Here is a 16,113-nt window from a genome sequence, read left to right as displayed (position 1 = left end):
AACGCCGCAACCGTATCGAGATCATGTTCGGCAGGCTCAAGGACTGGCGGCGTGTCGCAACTCGGTATGACAGGTGCGCCAAGGTCTTCCTATCGGCGATCGCGCTAGCCGCGACTGTCATCTATTGGTTATGAGTCCAGAGCCTACAGAGCCAGCCAGGATCGGCCGACGTCCCCCACTCCAGTTTCTCTCGACATCCGCCCCGAAGCTGCCGCGCAGGCGCATCGGGATGCCGGTCGACCGCGCGTACGGCTCCTCTATCGTGGGGCTCGCCGCGCCCGGCACCGCCGAGGCCATCGAGATATGGCGCGGCGCGTCAGCCAACCGGCTCGGCGCGACGTTGCTGGGCGGCGCGATCAACTTCATCTCGCCGCGAGCGGCGACCACGCCGGGCAGCGAACTGCGACTTGGTAGCGGAAGTTTCGGGCATGGCAACATCGCCTTGCCCCTCGTGGTCGATCAGGTGCGGCCCGATCAGGCCGCCTTCATACCCGATGAGGAATGCGTTCTATCCGGGAACCGCGTTTGGTTTCTGATCGCGACATGGTTTGGCAAGCGTTGAATAGGACGTGCAGGTCATGTACGGGACCTTGCACTCAGGCAGGGACTGACAATGCCGCATGACGACGCGCCTCCATCCTTCAACATCGTGATCGTCGGGCAGGGGGGGCGGTTGGAATACGAGGCGCTGATTTTTGCAGCGTCGTTGCGGGCCAGTTCGCCGGGATTTCCGGGGCGGCTTTTCATTGCAGAGCCTCAGCCCGGTCCGATGTGGCCCAACGATCCGAGGATGAAGAATGACGACATCCGGACCCTGCTGGCCGAGTTGGGCGCCGAGATCCTGCCCTTCGACGCGCGGCATTTCGGTCATGCCTATCCGTACGGCAACAAGATCGAGGCGCTGCTGGCGCTGCCAGAGGGCGTGCCGTTCGTCTTTTTCGACACCGATACGCTGGTGACCGGGGAACTGGCCCGCGTGCCGTTCGATTTCGACCGCCCCACGGCGTCGCTGCGCCGCACCGGGACCTGGCCCGAACCCGAGCTTTACGGTCCCGGCTACACGGCGATCTGGGCATCGCTCTACGACAAGTTCGGGCTGGATTTCGAAAGTTCGATCGACCCGAGCGAACCTGACGAGTACTGGAAACGCTATCTCTACTTCAATGCCGGGTTCTTCTTTTACCGGTGTCCACAGGTGTTCGGGCAGCTGTTCCTCGACTATGCGCTCGCGATCCGGGATGATCCGCCGGTCGAGTTGATCTGCCAGTCGCTCGATCCGTGGCTGGATCAGGTGGCGCTGCCGCTGGTGATCCACGCGCTTGGCGGCGGCCGTGCCACCCTGCCAGCGGGACTGTTGGATGGCGAGATCACCTGTCACTACCGCGCGCTGCCCCTGCTCTATGCCCGCGAATCCGACCGGGTGATCGAGGTGCTGGAAGAGGTGACCGCGCCGCACAAGATCAAGAAGGCGATCAAGCAATACGAGCCGATCAAGCGGATGATCTATCAGGGACGCGGGCGCAAGGCGCGCGCGCTGTTCGACCAGACGGATCTGCCGCGTCGCGAACAGGCGATCCGCAACACGCTCAGGCGCAACGGGTTCTGGATGCGCTGAGCGCCGAAGCGGTGCGCCCGCGACAGCCGGAGCCGGGTATTTGGGCCAAGAAGACACCCGCCATTCCGGTCTCTCCTGTTTCTTCTTGGAAAAATACCCGACTCCGGCGGCTGCAAGGCGGTGCGGCGCTCAGGCCCTGAAGATCCCGGCCGTCTCGGCAAATCCCTTGATCTCCACGGGGTTGCCCGACGGATCGAAAAAGAACATCGTCCATTGCTCGCCCGGCTCGCCCTCGAAGCGTACCGAGGGCGGGATCACGAAATCCACCTCGCCCGATGACAGGCGCGCCGCCACGGCGTGCCAGTCGTCCAGTGGCAGGACCACGCCGAAATGCGGCATCGGCACCATGTGGTCACCCACCCGTCCCGTCGCCTCGGTGGCGAAGGGCGTGCCCAGGTGCAGCGACAATTGATGCCCGAAGAGATCGAAATCCACCCATGTCTCGGTCGAGCGGCCCTCGACCGCGCCCAGAAGCCCGCCATAAAAGGCGCGCGCCGCGTCGAGGTCGGTCACGTTGATCGCCAAGTGAAAGGGGTGCGGCATCGGTCCGGTCTCCTCATCGCTGTTGCGAGGCACCTTTCAATGCCGTAATCCGGTTTGCAAGCAGTTCGCGAAAAAAGGACCCACCCTATGGCCTATGGTTTCGACACGTTGCAAGTGCACGCGGGCGCACGCCCCGACCCGGCAACCGGCGCGCGGCAGGTGCCGATCTATCAGACGACCGCTTACGTGTTCCGCGACGCCGAACACGCCGCGGCCCTCTTTAACTTGCAAGAGGTCGGCTACATCTATTCGCGCCTCACCAACCCGACCGTCGCCGCGCTGCAGGAGCGGATGGCGACACTGGAGGGCGGCGCGGGCGCCGTCTGCTGTTCGTCGGGGCACGCGGCGCAGATCATGGCGCTCTTTCCGCTGATGGCGCCGGGCTGCAACGTGGTGGTGTCGACGCGGTTATACGGCGGGTCGGTTACGCAGTTCAGCCAGACGATCAAGCGCTTCGGCTGGTCGGCGACATTCGTCGATATCGACGATGCCGATGCGATCAATGCCGCCATCGACGAGAACACGCGCGCGATCTTCTGCGAATCCATCGCCAATCCCGGTGGGCACATCGCCGATCTCGACGCGGTGGCCAAACTGGCCGATGCGGCCGGTCTGCCGCTGATCGTCGACAACACGTCGGCCACGCCGTATCTCTGCCGCCCGATCGAGCATGGCGCGACGCTGGTGGTGCATTCGATGACCAAGTTCCTGACCGGCAACGGCACGGTCACGGGCGGCGTGGTGGTCGATTCGGGTAATTTCGACTGGTCCGCGAGCGGAAAGTTCCCGTCGCTGTCCGAGCCCGAGCCCGCCTATCACGGGCTGAAGTTCCACGAGACCTTCGGCCCGCTCGCCTTCACCTTTCACGGCATTGCCGTAGGCTTGCGCGATCTTGGCATGACGCTCAACCCGCAGGCGGCACATTACACGCTGATGGGGATCGAGACGCTGAGCTTGCGGATGCAGCGCCATTGCGAGAATGCCGTGAAGGTCGGCGGATGGCTCGAAAGCCACCCGGCGGTCGATCACGTGACCTATGCGGGTCTGGAATCGTCGCCCTATCACGACCGCGTGCCGAAAATCTGCCCCAAGGGCGCGGGCGGGCTTTTCACCGTGGCGCTCAAGCGCGGCTATGATGCCTGTGTCGCGCTGGTCGACAGCCTGGATCTGTTCAGCCATGTCGCCAACCTGGGCGATACGCGGTCATTGATCATTCATTCGGCCTCGACCACGCACCGACAACTGACACCCGACCAGCAAGAGGCGGCGGGCGCCGCACCGAACGTGGTACGCATCTCGATCGGGATCGAGGATGCCGACGATCTGATCGCGGATCTGGACCAGGGGTTGCGCAAGGCTGGTGCTTGAGGGCTGCGCGCAGGTCATGTGGGTTGGCCTGCGCGTTTCTCTGCTATACCCTCGCGACGATGAACATGGGACTCCCGATGGCAAACGGCGCGTGTTAAAGCGGTAGAGATGAAACCGAATTTCGCCCTTTCCCTGTCCTTTGACGGTATCGGTCTGTTGCACCGGACCGGGGCATCGCAGTGGCATCTCGTCGGGGAGGTCTCGCTTGACAGTGCCGATCTGACCATGGAACTTGCCGCCCTGCGCGAAAAAGCCGGTTCGCTGGAGCCGTCGGGCGTGTCAAGCAAACTCGTCATTCCGGACTCCCAGATCCGCTACCTCGACCTTGCAGCGTCTGACGCGCCGGACGCGGATCACGAGGCCGCGGCGATGCGCGCACTGGACGGGGCCACCCCCTATGCCCTCGACGATCTGGCCTTCGACTGGAACGTCGTGGACGGGCGGCTTCGCGTCGCGGCGGTGGCGCGTGAAACCCTGCAAGAGGCGGAAAATTTCGCGGTCGAGCATCGCTTCAACCCGGTGAGTTTCGTGGCACGGCCAGAAGCGACAAATTTCGGGACAGAGCCGTTTTTCGGTGAAACCTCCGAAGCCGGCGCGCGGGTCGTGCGGGATCAGGACCCGATCGAGATTGCCGGCGCTGCCAGCCTGCCCGAGCCGCAGCCCCCGGATGGCGCGACTGAGGGGCCGGTGGATCAGGAGACGACCGCGGCAATGCCAACGTCGGACCCCGAGGACAAGGCCGGCGCCGCGTCCAGCGCGCCCGCCCTGAGCGCGGCACGGGCCGCCCAAGACGCGCCCGAGACCGGCGCGCCGCATCTTTCCGGCGCGGCGCGAGATACTCCGGATCGTGCCGCGTCGAAAGGCGGGCAGGGCGCGGTTGCCAATCCCGCCCCCGCCGCCGCCAGTCTTGCGCCGCGTGGTGACGGCCCCACCGTCGCCGATGCCACCGGACAGCCGCGCCCGGAGACCCCGACCCCGCGCCGCCGTCCCGCACAGGGGGCAGGGTCCGGAAAAGGATCGTCGCGCAGGGGAAAAAAGGATGGGCCTGGCACCATCGCCACCGTCAAGGGCGCGGGAACCGCGGCCGCGAGCGCCGAGGACGAGGCCGACCGTCTGACCATCTTCGGCGCACGCGCGACGCAACGCGGCCAGCGGGGCAAGCCGCGGTTTCTCGGGCTGATCATGACGGCGCTGCTGCTGCTGGTCCTGGCGGGCGTCGCCGCATGGGCGACGATGTTTCCCGACTCCGATCTCGCACGGCTTGTGCGGTGGAGCGAACCGCAGGTCGCCGTGACCCCGCAAAGCCCGGACGCCATCATGTCGGACCCGGTGCCGGTCGATCCCGGACAGGCCGGGGATGACCCTGCGCCGCAGGTCGCGATTGCCCCGCCGCCCGAGACCTCGGATGCGACAGATACCGAGGAGGCGTCGGAGCCCCCCGCGCGCACCGGACCGTTGACCCCGGAACAGGCACGGGCACGGTATGCCGAAACGGGGATCTGGCAGATCCCGCCCGAGGCGCCGGTTCAGCCCGATGCAGGCAGCCTTGAAGAGTTCTACCTGACCTCAATAGACGAGGATGTCTCGGTCGGCGATGCGGTTGCGCTGCCTGACATGCCTGCACGGCGCCGCGATACCCGTCCCGATACGCCTGCCGCCCCGGCGCCGCCGGGCACAACCTTCGAACTGGACGCACGCGGGCTTGTCGCGGCGACGCCCGACGGGTCCCTGACACCGGACGGCGTCCTTGTTCGCGCAGGCCCGCCGCCGGTGCGCCCCCCCGACACACCGCCGCGCGTGGTGCCGGTGCCGGGCCTGTCGCTCACGCCGGAGGCCGCGGCCGAGCTTGAACGCATTTCGGAAATCCGTCCGCGCACGCGGCCAGAGGATCTCGTCGAACGTCAGGAGCGTGGCGCCCTTGGCGGCCGCTCGCGCACCGAACTGGCCAGCCTGCGCCCGCAGACGCGCCCCGAGGCGGTGCAGAGGGCCGCCATGTCGCCCGCACCTGACACCGATGCGGTGGATGCCGCGCTGGCCGAGGCGGCCGAGAGCCCCGGCCCAGATGAGGCCGCGTGGGCCGAGGCCGTGACGGCGTCGCTCAAGCCGCGCCAGCGCCCAAGCGATTTCCAGAGCATCGTGCGCCGTGAGGCCGCGCAACCGCGCGCCGCCGCCCCGCGCATCCCAAGTTCTGCCTCGGTCGCGCAGCGCGCCACGTCACGCAATGCAATCAATCTGCGCCAGGTCAACCTGATCGGTGTCTATGGCAGTCCGTCGAACCGCCGCGCCCTTGTGCGCCTGTCAAATGGACGCTACCGAAAGGTCGAGGTCGGTGACAGCATCGACGGCGGGCGCGTGTCGGCGATCGGTGACAGTGAACTGCGCTACACCAAGCGTGGGCGCGCCGTGGTCCTGCGCATGCCGCGGGGCTAGGCCCGCTCAGGTCGGCCCCGAGATACCGACGAGCGTATCCGGGACGCGCCGCGATGTCGCGCCGAACCATGCTGGACTGGCCAAACGGCCTGTCCGTCCGGCCAGCTATCACGCGTCGACTGGTTCGCCTACTCTCATTCAGCTTTGTCACACATCGGCTGGCTCACGGATGCCGATGATCAGGACTGGAAAGAAAATGCCGCGTCACCCCAGGACACAGCGCAGGACAACGCCCTTGCCGGTACCGGGTGGCACGCAGGACGCGCCCAGCTCGGGCCCCGCATGGGATCTCGCCGCGTTCGCCCGGCACGAGGGTGGCGCGGTGGCAATCATCGCCGGGATCGCGCTTCCCGTACTTCTGGGTTTCGCGGGGCTGGCGCTTGAATACGGCCAGATTCTGGCCGTCCGCGCCGAGGCGCAGCGGACGGCCGACTTTGCCGCGCATGCCGGGGCCGTGGCCTATGTCCGGACCGGCGGGACAGGCCCGATGACCGATGCCGCGAGGGGCGTCGCGCGCCTGAACGGATTCGGCGCGGATGAAATCGTCGTGGAACTCGACACCACGGCGCCGGGCGGCGCGGACATGGCGGTGCGGGCGACGATCACAAAGCCAAAACGGCTTTATCTTCCGCAATTCGTCGGTGGCGGAACCTCCGTCGACGTCGTGACATCCGCCGTCGCCGGCACGACAGGGGGCGACCCGGCCTGCATCCAGGCGCTTGATGCGGATGGCAGCGGGGTTACCATGTCGGGGGGGACGACGTTGCGCGCCGACGAGTGCGGCGTGGCCTCCAACGCCGAGGTAGAGGCACCGTGCGGCACACAGATCATCACGTCCTCGCTGTCATACAACGCAGGTGGCAATCCTCTTCCTCAATGGTGCGATACAATCAAGGGCCCCGACGGAGAAACGGCGGATATCAAGCGCCAACCGACATCCGACCCGCTTGCGGGGATGGCGGCACTTGGGACGGCGGCAACGCAGATGACCGACACCGCGTCTCTTTCGGCGCCGTCGGGCGCGACCTCATCAACAGTTCCGAGCGGCCCGGATATCCATTTTGCATACAACGAAACCTTTCAACAGGGTACACCCAAACAGGTTGCGCAATCTATCGGCTGCACGGCCAACAAGGCAGGTAGCACCTGGACGTTTTCCTGTCCTGGGGGCTCCCCGGTGAATATCGGTACGATCACCATGGGCGGCGGGCTGTCGCTACGCTTCAACACCGGCGGTGCGCAATCTGACGTCTACAATTTTTCGGGGAATATCGTCAGTTCATCAGAAAGCATGACATTCGGCGACGGCACCTACAACATTCGCGGTGATATCATCAGCAGTGGTAGTTCTGTCACCGAATTCGGATCTGGCGTCTTCAACGTGGGTGGCGCCATCCGGAATGACGGCAATCGCATGATGTTTGGGGATGGCACCTACGACGTGGCGAAGGGCATTTACACCAGTTACGGTGTCACCGAATTCGGCGCTGGCAGCTTTCGGATCGGTCCCGCATCCAATGGCAACGCGATCGAGCTTAGAAGCGGTGAGCTATTCATGGGAGACGTTAACGTCGACCACGGCGGCATCTTCGAAGTCACTGGCCGGATCGAGACGGGTGGTGGAAGCTGCCTCGAAGTGCCTGCCGCCGCGGTCCACGAGATCAACGGACCAATCAGTGTCGAGGGTGCGGTTACCTTCGGCGCAGGTTTTTATGCAGTTGATGGCTACATGCACGCAGTGACAGGCGGCGCTTCGTGCCGTGGCGGAACAAACTCCATCCTGGCTGAAGAGACCACGTTCATGGTGTCAGGCGTCGGCGCAGGACCGGACGGCTACGGTTGTGCCGGCAAGGCCATCTGTTTTAGCGGTGGTCAGGACAATGTCCGGTTCACGGCGCCAACGTCCGGGCCGTTTGCAGATATCGCGCTGATTGGGCCTCTCGATCCTTCGATCAGCGCGGGTGCCGTGTTCGAGGCGGGGGCGTCGGGCAGTGTCGTCTCCGGCGCCTTCTATTTCCCCAACGGTCCGATCCTGTTTGATGGCGGCGCGAGTGCCAGCGGCGGCAGCGGCGGATGCCTGCAACTGATCGGCACGGAAATAACCCTGTCCGGCGGAACCTCTGTCGCCTCCGAATGCGAGAGCCTGCCGCAATCGGGCGGCAGCGGGCAGGTGGTGATCCTGAGATGAGCTTCGCGATACCCCGCATGATCCGGTCCATGCGACACGACGAACGCGGCAGCATCGCGGTTGAATTCGCCCTTGTTGCCCCGGTCCTGCTGGTCATAATTGCTGCGGTGATCGATATTGGCAGCGCCGCCTATGGCAAACTCTCGCTGGACGCCCGCGTGACAGCGGCGGCAGAGTACGCGTTGGGTCAGTCCGCGCCGCCCGATCAGACTGCCGCAGAGCTGGCGGAGAAGCTTGTCGCACTGTTGCAGGGGGGCGCATCGCAGACCGCAGAAGTGAACGTCAACAACGCCGCCCTTGCGCGCTGGACAGGGTCCGCGATTTCGGTCGATCCGCTGTCGGGCGACGGGGCGAGCTGTTACTGCCCGACGCGTGACGCGGGCGAGATCTCGTGGGGGCCGGCGGTGGGCTGTGCAACAACCTGCACCACGGGGGAAAGCGCGGGACAATTCGTGCGGCTTTCTGCAGACGCGCGCCATGTTTCGCTGTTTCCGGGATATGCCTTCATCGAAGGGGAAACGGTGAAGGCCAGCACCGTTTTGCGGTTGCAGTGATCCGGGGTGGCGGGATTCGCGCATTTCTTCGCGACCCGCGTGGCGCCGTCGCCATCGAATTTGCCGCCATTGCGCTGCCGTTGATGCTGATGCTGATCGGCACGATCGAGATCAGCCGATACACTTGGACGCGGCTTGCGTTGCAGGATGCCGCATCGACCGGGGCGCGCTGTCTGGGTCTGCGGCTTGCGCCCTGCTTTGTGGATGACGCCATGGATCAGCAGGCAACGATCAGTTTCGTCAACAACCAGGCCGCGCAATGGGGTATTGGACTTGATAGCGATACAGTGACCCCCGAGGCATCGTCGGACTGTCACAGCGTCGCCGTCTTCGCCCGGATCGGGATACGGCACAGGTTCACCAGTGTTTTCCTCGTTTTGAGCGACACGTGGATCGAGGTCGACGCCTGTTTTCCTGTCCCGTCTTCGTGATGAATCTTGCATGACGGGTTGCGGTGCCGGTGTCGGGAACGCAACATAATGCCGCGACCCGCTGCCAGACAGGACGAATTTCGACCGTCGCCATGGGCAACGCGCGTACGGACCGGGGTGGTCGTGCCCCAAGACGATAAAAAGTGTTATTTTCATTTTAGTTGAAAGACAATAAATCAGATGGGTACCGGTGCAAAACTGCTTGTCGTCGATGACGATCACATGATGCTGGACTTCGCGTTGCGCGTCCTTGCATCGCTGAACTACCCGGCAGTCGCCGCGACGGAGGCCGTGATCGCCTTGCGCATGCTGCAACAGGACCCCGAGATCTGTGGTCTGTTCGTCGACTTGCGTCTGGGCAAGGCGCCGGACGGGGCGCAGTTGGCACAACAGGCGCTTTTGATACGGCCCGATCTGTGGGTGATCCTTACGTCGGGCGATCCCGGATCGCTGCAATGCGCCGGGCGGGATTTGCAGCATAATGTCGAACTTCTGCCGAAACCCTACCGGCGACACGAGCTTGCGGATCGGCTGTCTCGCCTGATGTGATGGTCGCGGGTCTGGCGGCGTCACGCCTGCGGGGCCCCGCCCGCAGGCGAGATCAGTCGATTTTTTCCAGCAGGCGCGCCCCGATGATCGCCGCCTCGACACGGTTCGCCGCCCTCAGGATCTGGAAGATGAAGGAAAGGTGAAACTTTACCGTGCTGGGCTTGATGCCGAGCGTTCGCGCGATGCCCTTGTTCGGCTGCCCTGCAACAAGCAGGCGAAGCACCTCCATCTGACGTGGTGTCAGCGCGTCAAGAGAGGCATGTGGGCTTTGGTGCCCGGATTCACGCGCGACCGGGGAAACACCCGATTGCGGTGTGAAGGGCGGCACATAGACTGCACCGTCTGCGATCTGCCGGATTGCGGTCTTGGCTTCGCCGATACCCAGCCCCTTGTTTATGAACCCTTGCGCGCCCGCCGAGAGGGCCATGAGTATGTCGTCGCGAGACCTCGAGGCGGACAGCACCACAAGGCGCATCTCGGGCTGCGCGGCTCTCAACGTGGCCAGAAGATCGTGGTTTTCTATCCCCGGCATGTTCAGGTCGACGAGGCCCAGACCGAATGTGGTGGAGCCCGAAAACTGCGCGATCGCGTCCTGCGCCGTTGCACAGATGACGACATTTTCGACCCCGAACCAGTCCCGCAGCACGATTTCTATGGCAACGCGGAAGAATTCGTCATCATCGATGACAATCACCGGCGACAGGGTTGAGAGTTCGATCTGCTGCGACATGACTTCTTGTTCCGGTTGCAAGCTGGCGCGCAGGTTCATCTTGTGATTATATTGGCAGTCCAACGCGGGTCTATCAAGGGACATGGAGTGTCGGGTTCGAAACAGATTTCGATATGTTGACTTTCCGCATCGGACGGCGATTGGACGCGACGTTTGCGCCGGTCTGTGTTGTGTACGGTCTGTCGCAGGTCATGCCCTCGGGTTCAATAGCTTATGGGGGTCTGGATGTGCCGCGGACGCGTCTATTCCGGTCCCTCGACGGTTATGGGGGCCGGGCGTATGGGCGCTACGGGCACCGCTCTTGGGCGGGGGTGTATATCGGCCGTCGTCCGGCCATCCGCCGTGAAGCTCTGCGATCAACCCCGCCTGGCCACGGTGCCGCGTCGGGTCGCTGCGCAGACGTTGCGCCTGCGGTATGAATGGTTGACCATGCGTCACCCTTGGCATGCGAGTGTCGGGGCACTATCCGGCCCGCCCGGAGGTCGTCGTCGCTACGCCAAGACCGGGCCTTGGATCGCGCCGGATGACGGACCACGACCGCCGGATCATGGGCGGTAATGGGAAGGGAGATACACGATATCACCATGACGAGCGTACAGCCGCCCACGCGCCGCCTTGTCCTGTCAATCACGTTGCTGGCTCTGATCCTCGGCGTGGTGGCGTATATCGCCGAACGCGGGTCAGCCAGCGAGCGGTCAAAGCGCCTTCAGAGCGTGGCGGAGGACGCTGCGCAAACGGTATCGAGATCCCTGCGACACGCGGCGTCCATGACATCCGTCCTGTCGGCGCTGGATCCTGTCGGGCCAGGGTGCGACGATTCATTGACACCGGCAAGACACGCCATGGACGACACCTATGCGTTCATGGGGATCGCGGGGCCGGACGGGCAGTTTCTATGCGCGGGTCCCGATGCGCAGATGGATCTGGACCTGTCGAACTGGGCGCCCGACGCCGGATCAAGCCGGACCGGCGACGTGATCTTTGGCAGAAATGAAATCGACCCGGCGACGGGTGACGCCGTCATGCCGGTGCTGCGCACGGTCGGCTCGTACCGCGAGGAGGGCGTCACACTGGCCATCGTGGCGGTACGACTGAACGCGCTGGCGGACAGCCTCGGGGGCGGCATGCGCGACGGGCCCGTCCGGCTGGTCGTGACCGACGTCGCCGGGCATGTCGTGGCCACGACACTCGAAACGGTGCCAATCGGTTCGCGTCTCGACATGCCTGCGCCCGACATGGCTGGCGAGGCGGACATTCAAGGGACGGTGCTCGATATTTTCGTCGATGAGGTCGCCATCGAAAACGAAACCTTCCACGTCGCCGCAATGATGCCCGGTGGCGGTACCATGGCCGAAAGCCTGACTGTCCTTTCGGTGCCCGTTCTGGCGATCCTCCTGCTTGGCCTCGCCATGGCGTTCATCGGATCGCAGCGGGCGGATCGCGGACTGTCCACCGCGGTCCGGTATATGCGCGACCGTATCCCCTTGACGCAGATGGGGCGCGCGACAGCCGTCGAGACCCGGAACGCGCCGTTTGAGGCGGGATCCGGCGCGCGCGACGGCCCACGGCCTGTTGCGGCACGGATCGACGCTGGCCTTGCAACCCATGAAGGTGGTGCCGGGCAAAAGGTTGCGGCGCTTCTGCGATTGATCCTCGACCGGATAAGCGATGGTGTCATCCTTCAGGACCGCGACGGGACGATCCTGTACATGAACAGCGGTGCGCAGACCATCCTTGGCGTGACGCGGCACGATCCGGTTGGCGGTGACATGGGGCACGCGCTGTCCGGCGCCGTCAGGTCGCATCTGGCACCGGCGGTCCGCGATGCGCTGGACACGGGCGAGCGTCAGACCTTCGATTGCGAGATCGCCGGGTCGCAGAGTTGTGTGAGAGTTGCGGTAGACCCGTCGCCCGACGGCGTCGCCATCCACCTTCAGGACGTGACGAAGGAACACGCGGACCGCGCGCGGTCGCACCTGCTCGGTACGGCCCTTGCGCGGGTCAGCGACGTGGTGCTGATCACTGAGGGTGCGCGCCCGGAAACCGTCGTCTACGTCAACGAGGCGTTCACGGCCATGACCGGCTACGCAAAAGACGAGGTTCTGGGTGCGACGCCGCGCATATTGCAGGGCCCCGACACCGAGCAGGAGCGCCTCGACGAGATCCGCGAGGCCATTCAGGCCTGCCGATGCGTACGCACGGAACTCACGAACTACCGCAAGGATGGCAGCCGGTTCACGACCGAGCTGGATATCACCCCGCTGTTCGACGCCAGCGGCGCGTGCACGCATTTCGTCTCCGTCCAGAGGGACATGACCGAAAGGCGCAACAGGGAAAGCCTTCTGCGTGCACGCGAAGAACAGTTTCGTCTCGCCAGCATGGCAAGCCAGGACATCATCTGGGATTGGGACGTGCGGGACGGCGTGATCTGGAACAGCGATCACACCGGATCGACCTTCTGGCCGGTTGCGAAATGGCACGTCGAGAACATCGAGGGCGGGCGCATCGAGAACGCGCTGGACAGGGTTCACCCCGACGATCGCCGCGCCCTTGGCGAAAGCCTCGACGCCGCGCTGCAGGGCGATGCGCAGACGTGGCGCTGCGAGTACCGGATGAAGGCGCAGGACGGGTCGTGGCGCAACATGATCGACAAGGTATTCATTCTGCGCGACGACGATGGCGCACCGCGGCGCATGGTCGGGGCGATGTCGGACGTGACCGATCTGCGGCTGCTGGATGCGCAACTGCATCAGTCGCAAAAGCTTGAGGCAGTCGGCAAGCTTACCGGGGGGATCGCGCATGATTTCAACAGCCTGCTGACGGTCATTCTGGGCAATTGCGATATACTGCTGGACGATCTTGGCGAGAATGCGGCGCTTCGGTCGATCGAGGCCGCGGCCGAGTGGGGCGCCCGCATCTCGAACGACCTGCTGGCGTTTTCGCGGCGCCAGCCCCTCGAATCGCGGCCCACGGATATCAACAAGCTGATCCGCGATTCGGCCACGCTGTTCGAACGCGCCGTCGAGACCGGCGTGACCATCGACTACGACCTGACCGATGCGCCCGCCGTGGCTCATGCCGATCCGGACCGGTTGCAGGCGGCCTTGCTCAACCTCGTCATCAACGCGAATGCCGCCATCCCGCAGGCCGGGACGATCACGATCCGGACCCGGCCAAAACACATCGAGGATGACGGCCGACGCAGCGATTGCGCACCGGGCGACTACATCAGGATCGACGTCATCGATGACGGGATCGGGATGTCGCCCGAGGTCGTCGCGCGCGCGTTCGAGCCGTTCTTCACCACCAAGGCGCCCGGCGTCGGCACGGGCATGGGGCTCAGTTCCGTCTACGGCATGGCCAAGCAGTCCGGCGGTCATGCCCGAATCGATTCCGAGGTGGGCAGCGGCACCGACATCGTCCTGTGTCTGCCCGTGTCGCTAGTGTCCGGCGGGGACACGCCGCAACCGCGGTCATCGGCGGCCCGTGAACGCGGCACCGGGCACCGCATTCTGGTGGTCGAGCCTGACGGCGATCTTCGGTCATTCGTGTGCGCGGCGCTGAACCGGCGCGGGTTTTGCCCGGTCATTGCCGAGACCGGCGAACACGCACTGGACCTGCTGGAAAACGACAGCGGATTCGATCTCGTCTTTACCGACATCGTCTTGCCCGGCCGTATCACAGGGGCACAGCTTGTCCGACGGGCGCAGCAGATGCATCCGGGGATCGGCGTCCTGTTCACATCCGGCCATACCCGCGACGCCCCCCAGAGGCACCGCGACCTGCCGCAGGGGGTAACGATGCTTGACAAGCCCTTTCGTACGAACGAGTTAATCGCGAAGGTCAAACAGGGGCTCGCGACCCGCCCCGCGCCGCCGTCCTGACGCCGCATGTCACGCATGTCACGCACGGCCAGCCGACCTGACCGGATGGCTAGGCCAAGATGCCAGCTAGTGCCGCGACCGCCAAAGTTGCAAGGTACTGGGCGTTGAAACCCGTCAAGGTTGCTCGTTACTTCCGAAAGAAGGGTTCATCATTCCCCCCGGCATAGCCGGATAACCTTTCCAAGAAGGAAACCAGATCATGCTTAAACTGATCACGAAACTGAAGACCAACGACTCCGGCGCGACCGCCATCGAATATGGCTTGATTGCCGGGCTGGTGGCGGTGGGGCTGATTGTTGCGCTTACGACTCTCGGCACGGACCTGTCTGAGCTTTTCGGTGGCATCAGCGGTCAGCTTGATACTGCCACCACGACTGCCACTACTAATTAATCCCTCTCGCTCCCCTTGCCGCACTGCCATCATCGCCTGACCGGCGGCACGGCAGTGCGACAAGGAACGGAACGCCGCAAGTCATGCAAGACGGTCTACTGATCCTAGCCTCTGCCTGGTTCATCGCCGGTCAGGGGGTGGCTGCCGCCAGTGACGCGGTGTGGATGCGCATCCCGAATGCGTTGACCCTATACTTGCTGGCCGGCGCCGCCCTCTGTGCTGTGCAGGCCGGGCCGGTATGGCTCGATCTTGCCGCCAGAATGGCGGTCGGCCTTTCGGTTCTCGCCGGTGGCTTCGTTCTTTTCGCAAAGGGTTGGATGGGCGGCGGCGACGTGAAACTCTTGGCCGTCACCGCCCTCTGGCTCGGTCCGGCGGCAACGCCGGGCCTGCTGATCCTGACCGCGCTTGGCGGCGGGATCCTGACACTGGCATTGATCGCGGCACGGGCCCTAGGCGCGGGCCACCTTGCGGGCCACCGGATCGCCGCCCTGCGCGAGCCGATGGATCGCGTGCCTTATGGAATTGCCATCGCGGCGGCGGCGATCGCCACCGTGATCTTGCGGCCGGACGCCTTGTTGATAGGCTGACGGCCCTCTTTCGCCTCTGCCTGGAGGAATGACATGCTGCGAATTCTCATTTTGATCGTTGCCCTCGGGGCCGGTGGCGGTGCCGCTTGGATCGTGTCGCAGGAAACATCACCCGACACAGCCGCCACCGCACCGGACCCGGTTCCTGTCGGCCCCGAGATGACATCGGTTCTGATGGCGGCGCAGGAGGTGGCGCGCGGCGCACAGGTGTCCGCGGATGCCTTGCGGTGGCAGCGCTGGCCAGTGGATGCCGTGCCCGCCGCCTTCATCGAGCGCAACGCACAGCCGAATGCCGCGACCGAGCTTGCGGGGCTTTATGCCAGCCGCCAGATCCTGCCCGGCGAGCCGATCGGCAACCACCTTTTGTCGAAGACGCCGGGGGGCTACCTTGCCGCCATGCTCTCGCCGGGAAAGCGGGCGGTCGGGATCTCTGCTAGCACCCAGAGCACGGCAGGCGGTTTCATCCTGCCCAATGACCGGGTCGACATCCTGCATACCAGCGAAAACGCCCGCGGGGGTGTCAGCGGGGTGCGCACCCGTACCATCATGCGCGGTGTCCGGGTTCTGGCCATCGACCAGACCACCGATGACGTCAGCGCAGGAACGGTCCTTGGCAAGACGGCAACCCTCGAGCTGACGGAAACGCAGGCCGAGGCCGTGACGGCCGCCGGGGTGACGGGCACCCTGTCGCTGTCGCTGCGCCCACGGGAAGAGACGCCGGGCGAGGCGACGCTGACGGTGATGGAGCCGCCCCCCGAGAAGACCATCCGCGTGGGGCGCGGACGCACGATCGAGGACGTGAGTATCAACTGACATGTGCCCGGTTCGCCAGAGTCGGCCGGG

General features: G+C 64.8%; 15 protein-coding genes and 1 pseudogene. 14 read left to right on the top strand and 2 right to left on the bottom strand.

All coding sequences use genetic code 11. From position 1 onward, the window contains the following. The 3 genes from ACROSR_RS15335 to ACROSR_RS15325 all read left to right on the top strand — a co-directional run. A partial coding sequence (locus ACROSR_RS15335; RefSeq protein ID WP_432686576.1) for a transposase occupies positions 1-134 on the top strand: 134 nt, incomplete at its 5' end. Positions 135-229: 95 nt separating this feature from the next. Continuing rightward, a complete protein-coding gene (locus tag ACROSR_RS15330) occupies positions 230-562 on the top strand; it encodes a hypothetical protein (protein WP_432686574.1) in 333 nt (110 codons plus the stop codon). Positions 563-613: 51 nt separating this feature from the next. Further along, on the top strand, positions 614-1,615 hold the full coding sequence (locus ACROSR_RS15325; RefSeq protein WP_432686572.1) for a GT-B fold glycosyltransferase domain-containing protein: 1,002 nt from the start codon (positions 614-616) through the stop codon (positions 1,613-1,615). Between the two features lie 129 nt (positions 1,616-1,744). Here the strand turns inward: ACROSR_RS15325 and ACROSR_RS15320 are convergent, their stop codons facing one another. Further along, entirely contained in the window at positions 1,745-2,158 is a 414-nt protein-coding gene (locus ACROSR_RS15320; protein WP_432686570.1) for a VOC family protein, read from the bottom strand. An 87-nt stretch (positions 2,159-2,245) separates the two neighbouring features. Between ACROSR_RS15320 and ACROSR_RS15315 the strand changes: the two genes are divergently transcribed. The 7 genes and pseudogenes from ACROSR_RS15315 to ACROSR_RS15285 all read left to right on the top strand — a co-directional run bounded on the left by ACROSR_RS15315 (position 2,246) and on the right by ACROSR_RS15285 (position 9,678). Continuing rightward, positions 2,246-3,526 (top strand): O-acetylhomoserine aminocarboxypropyltransferase/cysteine synthase family protein, encoded by a 1,281-nt coding sequence (locus tag ACROSR_RS15315; RefSeq protein ID WP_432686568.1) that lies wholly within the window; start codon positions 2,246-2,248, stop codon positions 3,524-3,526. 108 nt (positions 3,527-3,634) lie between these two features. Continuing rightward, positions 3,635-5,956, top strand: coding sequence for a hypothetical protein (locus ACROSR_RS15310; protein ID WP_432686566.1), 2,322 nt, complete (start codon positions 3,635-3,637; stop codon positions 5,954-5,956). Between the two features lie 169 nt (positions 5,957-6,125). Then, positions 6,126-6,404: pseudogene (locus tag ACROSR_RS15305) on the top strand (TadE/TadG family type IV pilus assembly protein); the annotation flags it as partial. Between the two features lie 39 nt (positions 6,405-6,443). Continuing rightward, positions 6,444-8,144: a hypothetical protein gene (locus tag ACROSR_RS15300; RefSeq protein WP_432686578.1), complete on the top strand. Its 1,701-nt coding sequence runs from the start codon at positions 6,444-6,446 to the stop codon at positions 8,142-8,144. A gap of 29 nt (positions 8,145-8,173) precedes the next feature. After that, a complete protein-coding gene (locus ACROSR_RS15295) occupies positions 8,174-8,698 on the top strand; it encodes a TadE/TadG family type IV pilus assembly protein (RefSeq protein ID WP_432686564.1) in 525 nt (174 codons plus the stop codon). After that, entirely contained in the window at positions 8,695-9,129 is a 435-nt protein-coding gene (locus ACROSR_RS15290) for a TadE/TadG family type IV pilus assembly protein (RefSeq protein WP_432686562.1), read from the top strand. The genes ACROSR_RS15295 and ACROSR_RS15290 overlap by 4 nt, the downstream gene beginning before the upstream one ends. A 180-nt stretch (positions 9,130-9,309) precedes the next feature. Continuing rightward, positions 9,310-9,678 carry a response regulator gene (locus ACROSR_RS15285; RefSeq protein WP_432686560.1) on the top strand — a complete coding sequence of 123 codons (369 nt, stop codon included), beginning with the start codon at positions 9,310-9,312 and terminating at the stop codon, positions 9,676-9,678. A gap of 52 nt (positions 9,679-9,730) precedes the next feature. Here ACROSR_RS15285 and ACROSR_RS15280 read toward each other — a convergent pair whose 3' ends face one another. Continuing rightward, positions 9,731-10,408, bottom strand: coding sequence for a LuxR C-terminal-related transcriptional regulator (locus tag ACROSR_RS15280; RefSeq protein ID WP_432686558.1), 678 nt, complete (start codon positions 10,406-10,408; stop codon positions 9,731-9,733). Between the two features lie 842 nt (positions 10,409-11,250). Here ACROSR_RS15280 and ACROSR_RS15275 point away from each other — a divergent pair. The 4 genes from ACROSR_RS15275 (at position 11,251) to cpaB (ending at position 16,083) form a co-directional block, all read left to right on the top strand. Next, positions 11,251-14,292, top strand: coding sequence for a hybrid sensor histidine kinase/response regulator (locus tag ACROSR_RS15275; protein WP_432686556.1), 3,042 nt, complete (start codon positions 11,251-11,253; stop codon positions 14,290-14,292). 199 nt (positions 14,293-14,491) lie between these two features. Next, on the top strand, positions 14,492-14,683 hold the full coding sequence (locus tag ACROSR_RS15270; protein ID WP_432686554.1) for a Flp family type IVb pilin: 192 nt from the start codon (positions 14,492-14,494) through the stop codon (positions 14,681-14,683). 83 nt (positions 14,684-14,766) lie between these two features. After that, positions 14,767-15,270, top strand: coding sequence for an A24 family peptidase (locus tag ACROSR_RS15265; RefSeq protein ID WP_432686552.1), 504 nt, complete (start codon positions 14,767-14,769; stop codon positions 15,268-15,270). 33 nt (positions 15,271-15,303) lie between these two features. Then, entirely contained in the window at positions 15,304-16,083 is a 780-nt protein-coding gene (gene cpaB, locus ACROSR_RS15260; RefSeq protein ID WP_432686550.1) for a Flp pilus assembly protein CpaB, read from the top strand. The last annotated feature ends 30 nt before the right edge of the window (positions 16,084-16,113 follow it).

The sequence above is a fragment of the Roseovarius tibetensis genome (genome assembly GCF_050896375.1).
In the GTDB taxonomy this organism is placed as follows: Bacteria; Pseudomonadota; Alphaproteobacteria; order Rhodobacterales; family Rhodobacteraceae; genus Roseovarius; species Roseovarius tibetensis.
Note: the sequence above shows the minus strand (reverse complement) of the source record. Positions and strands in the feature narration are given on the sequence as shown.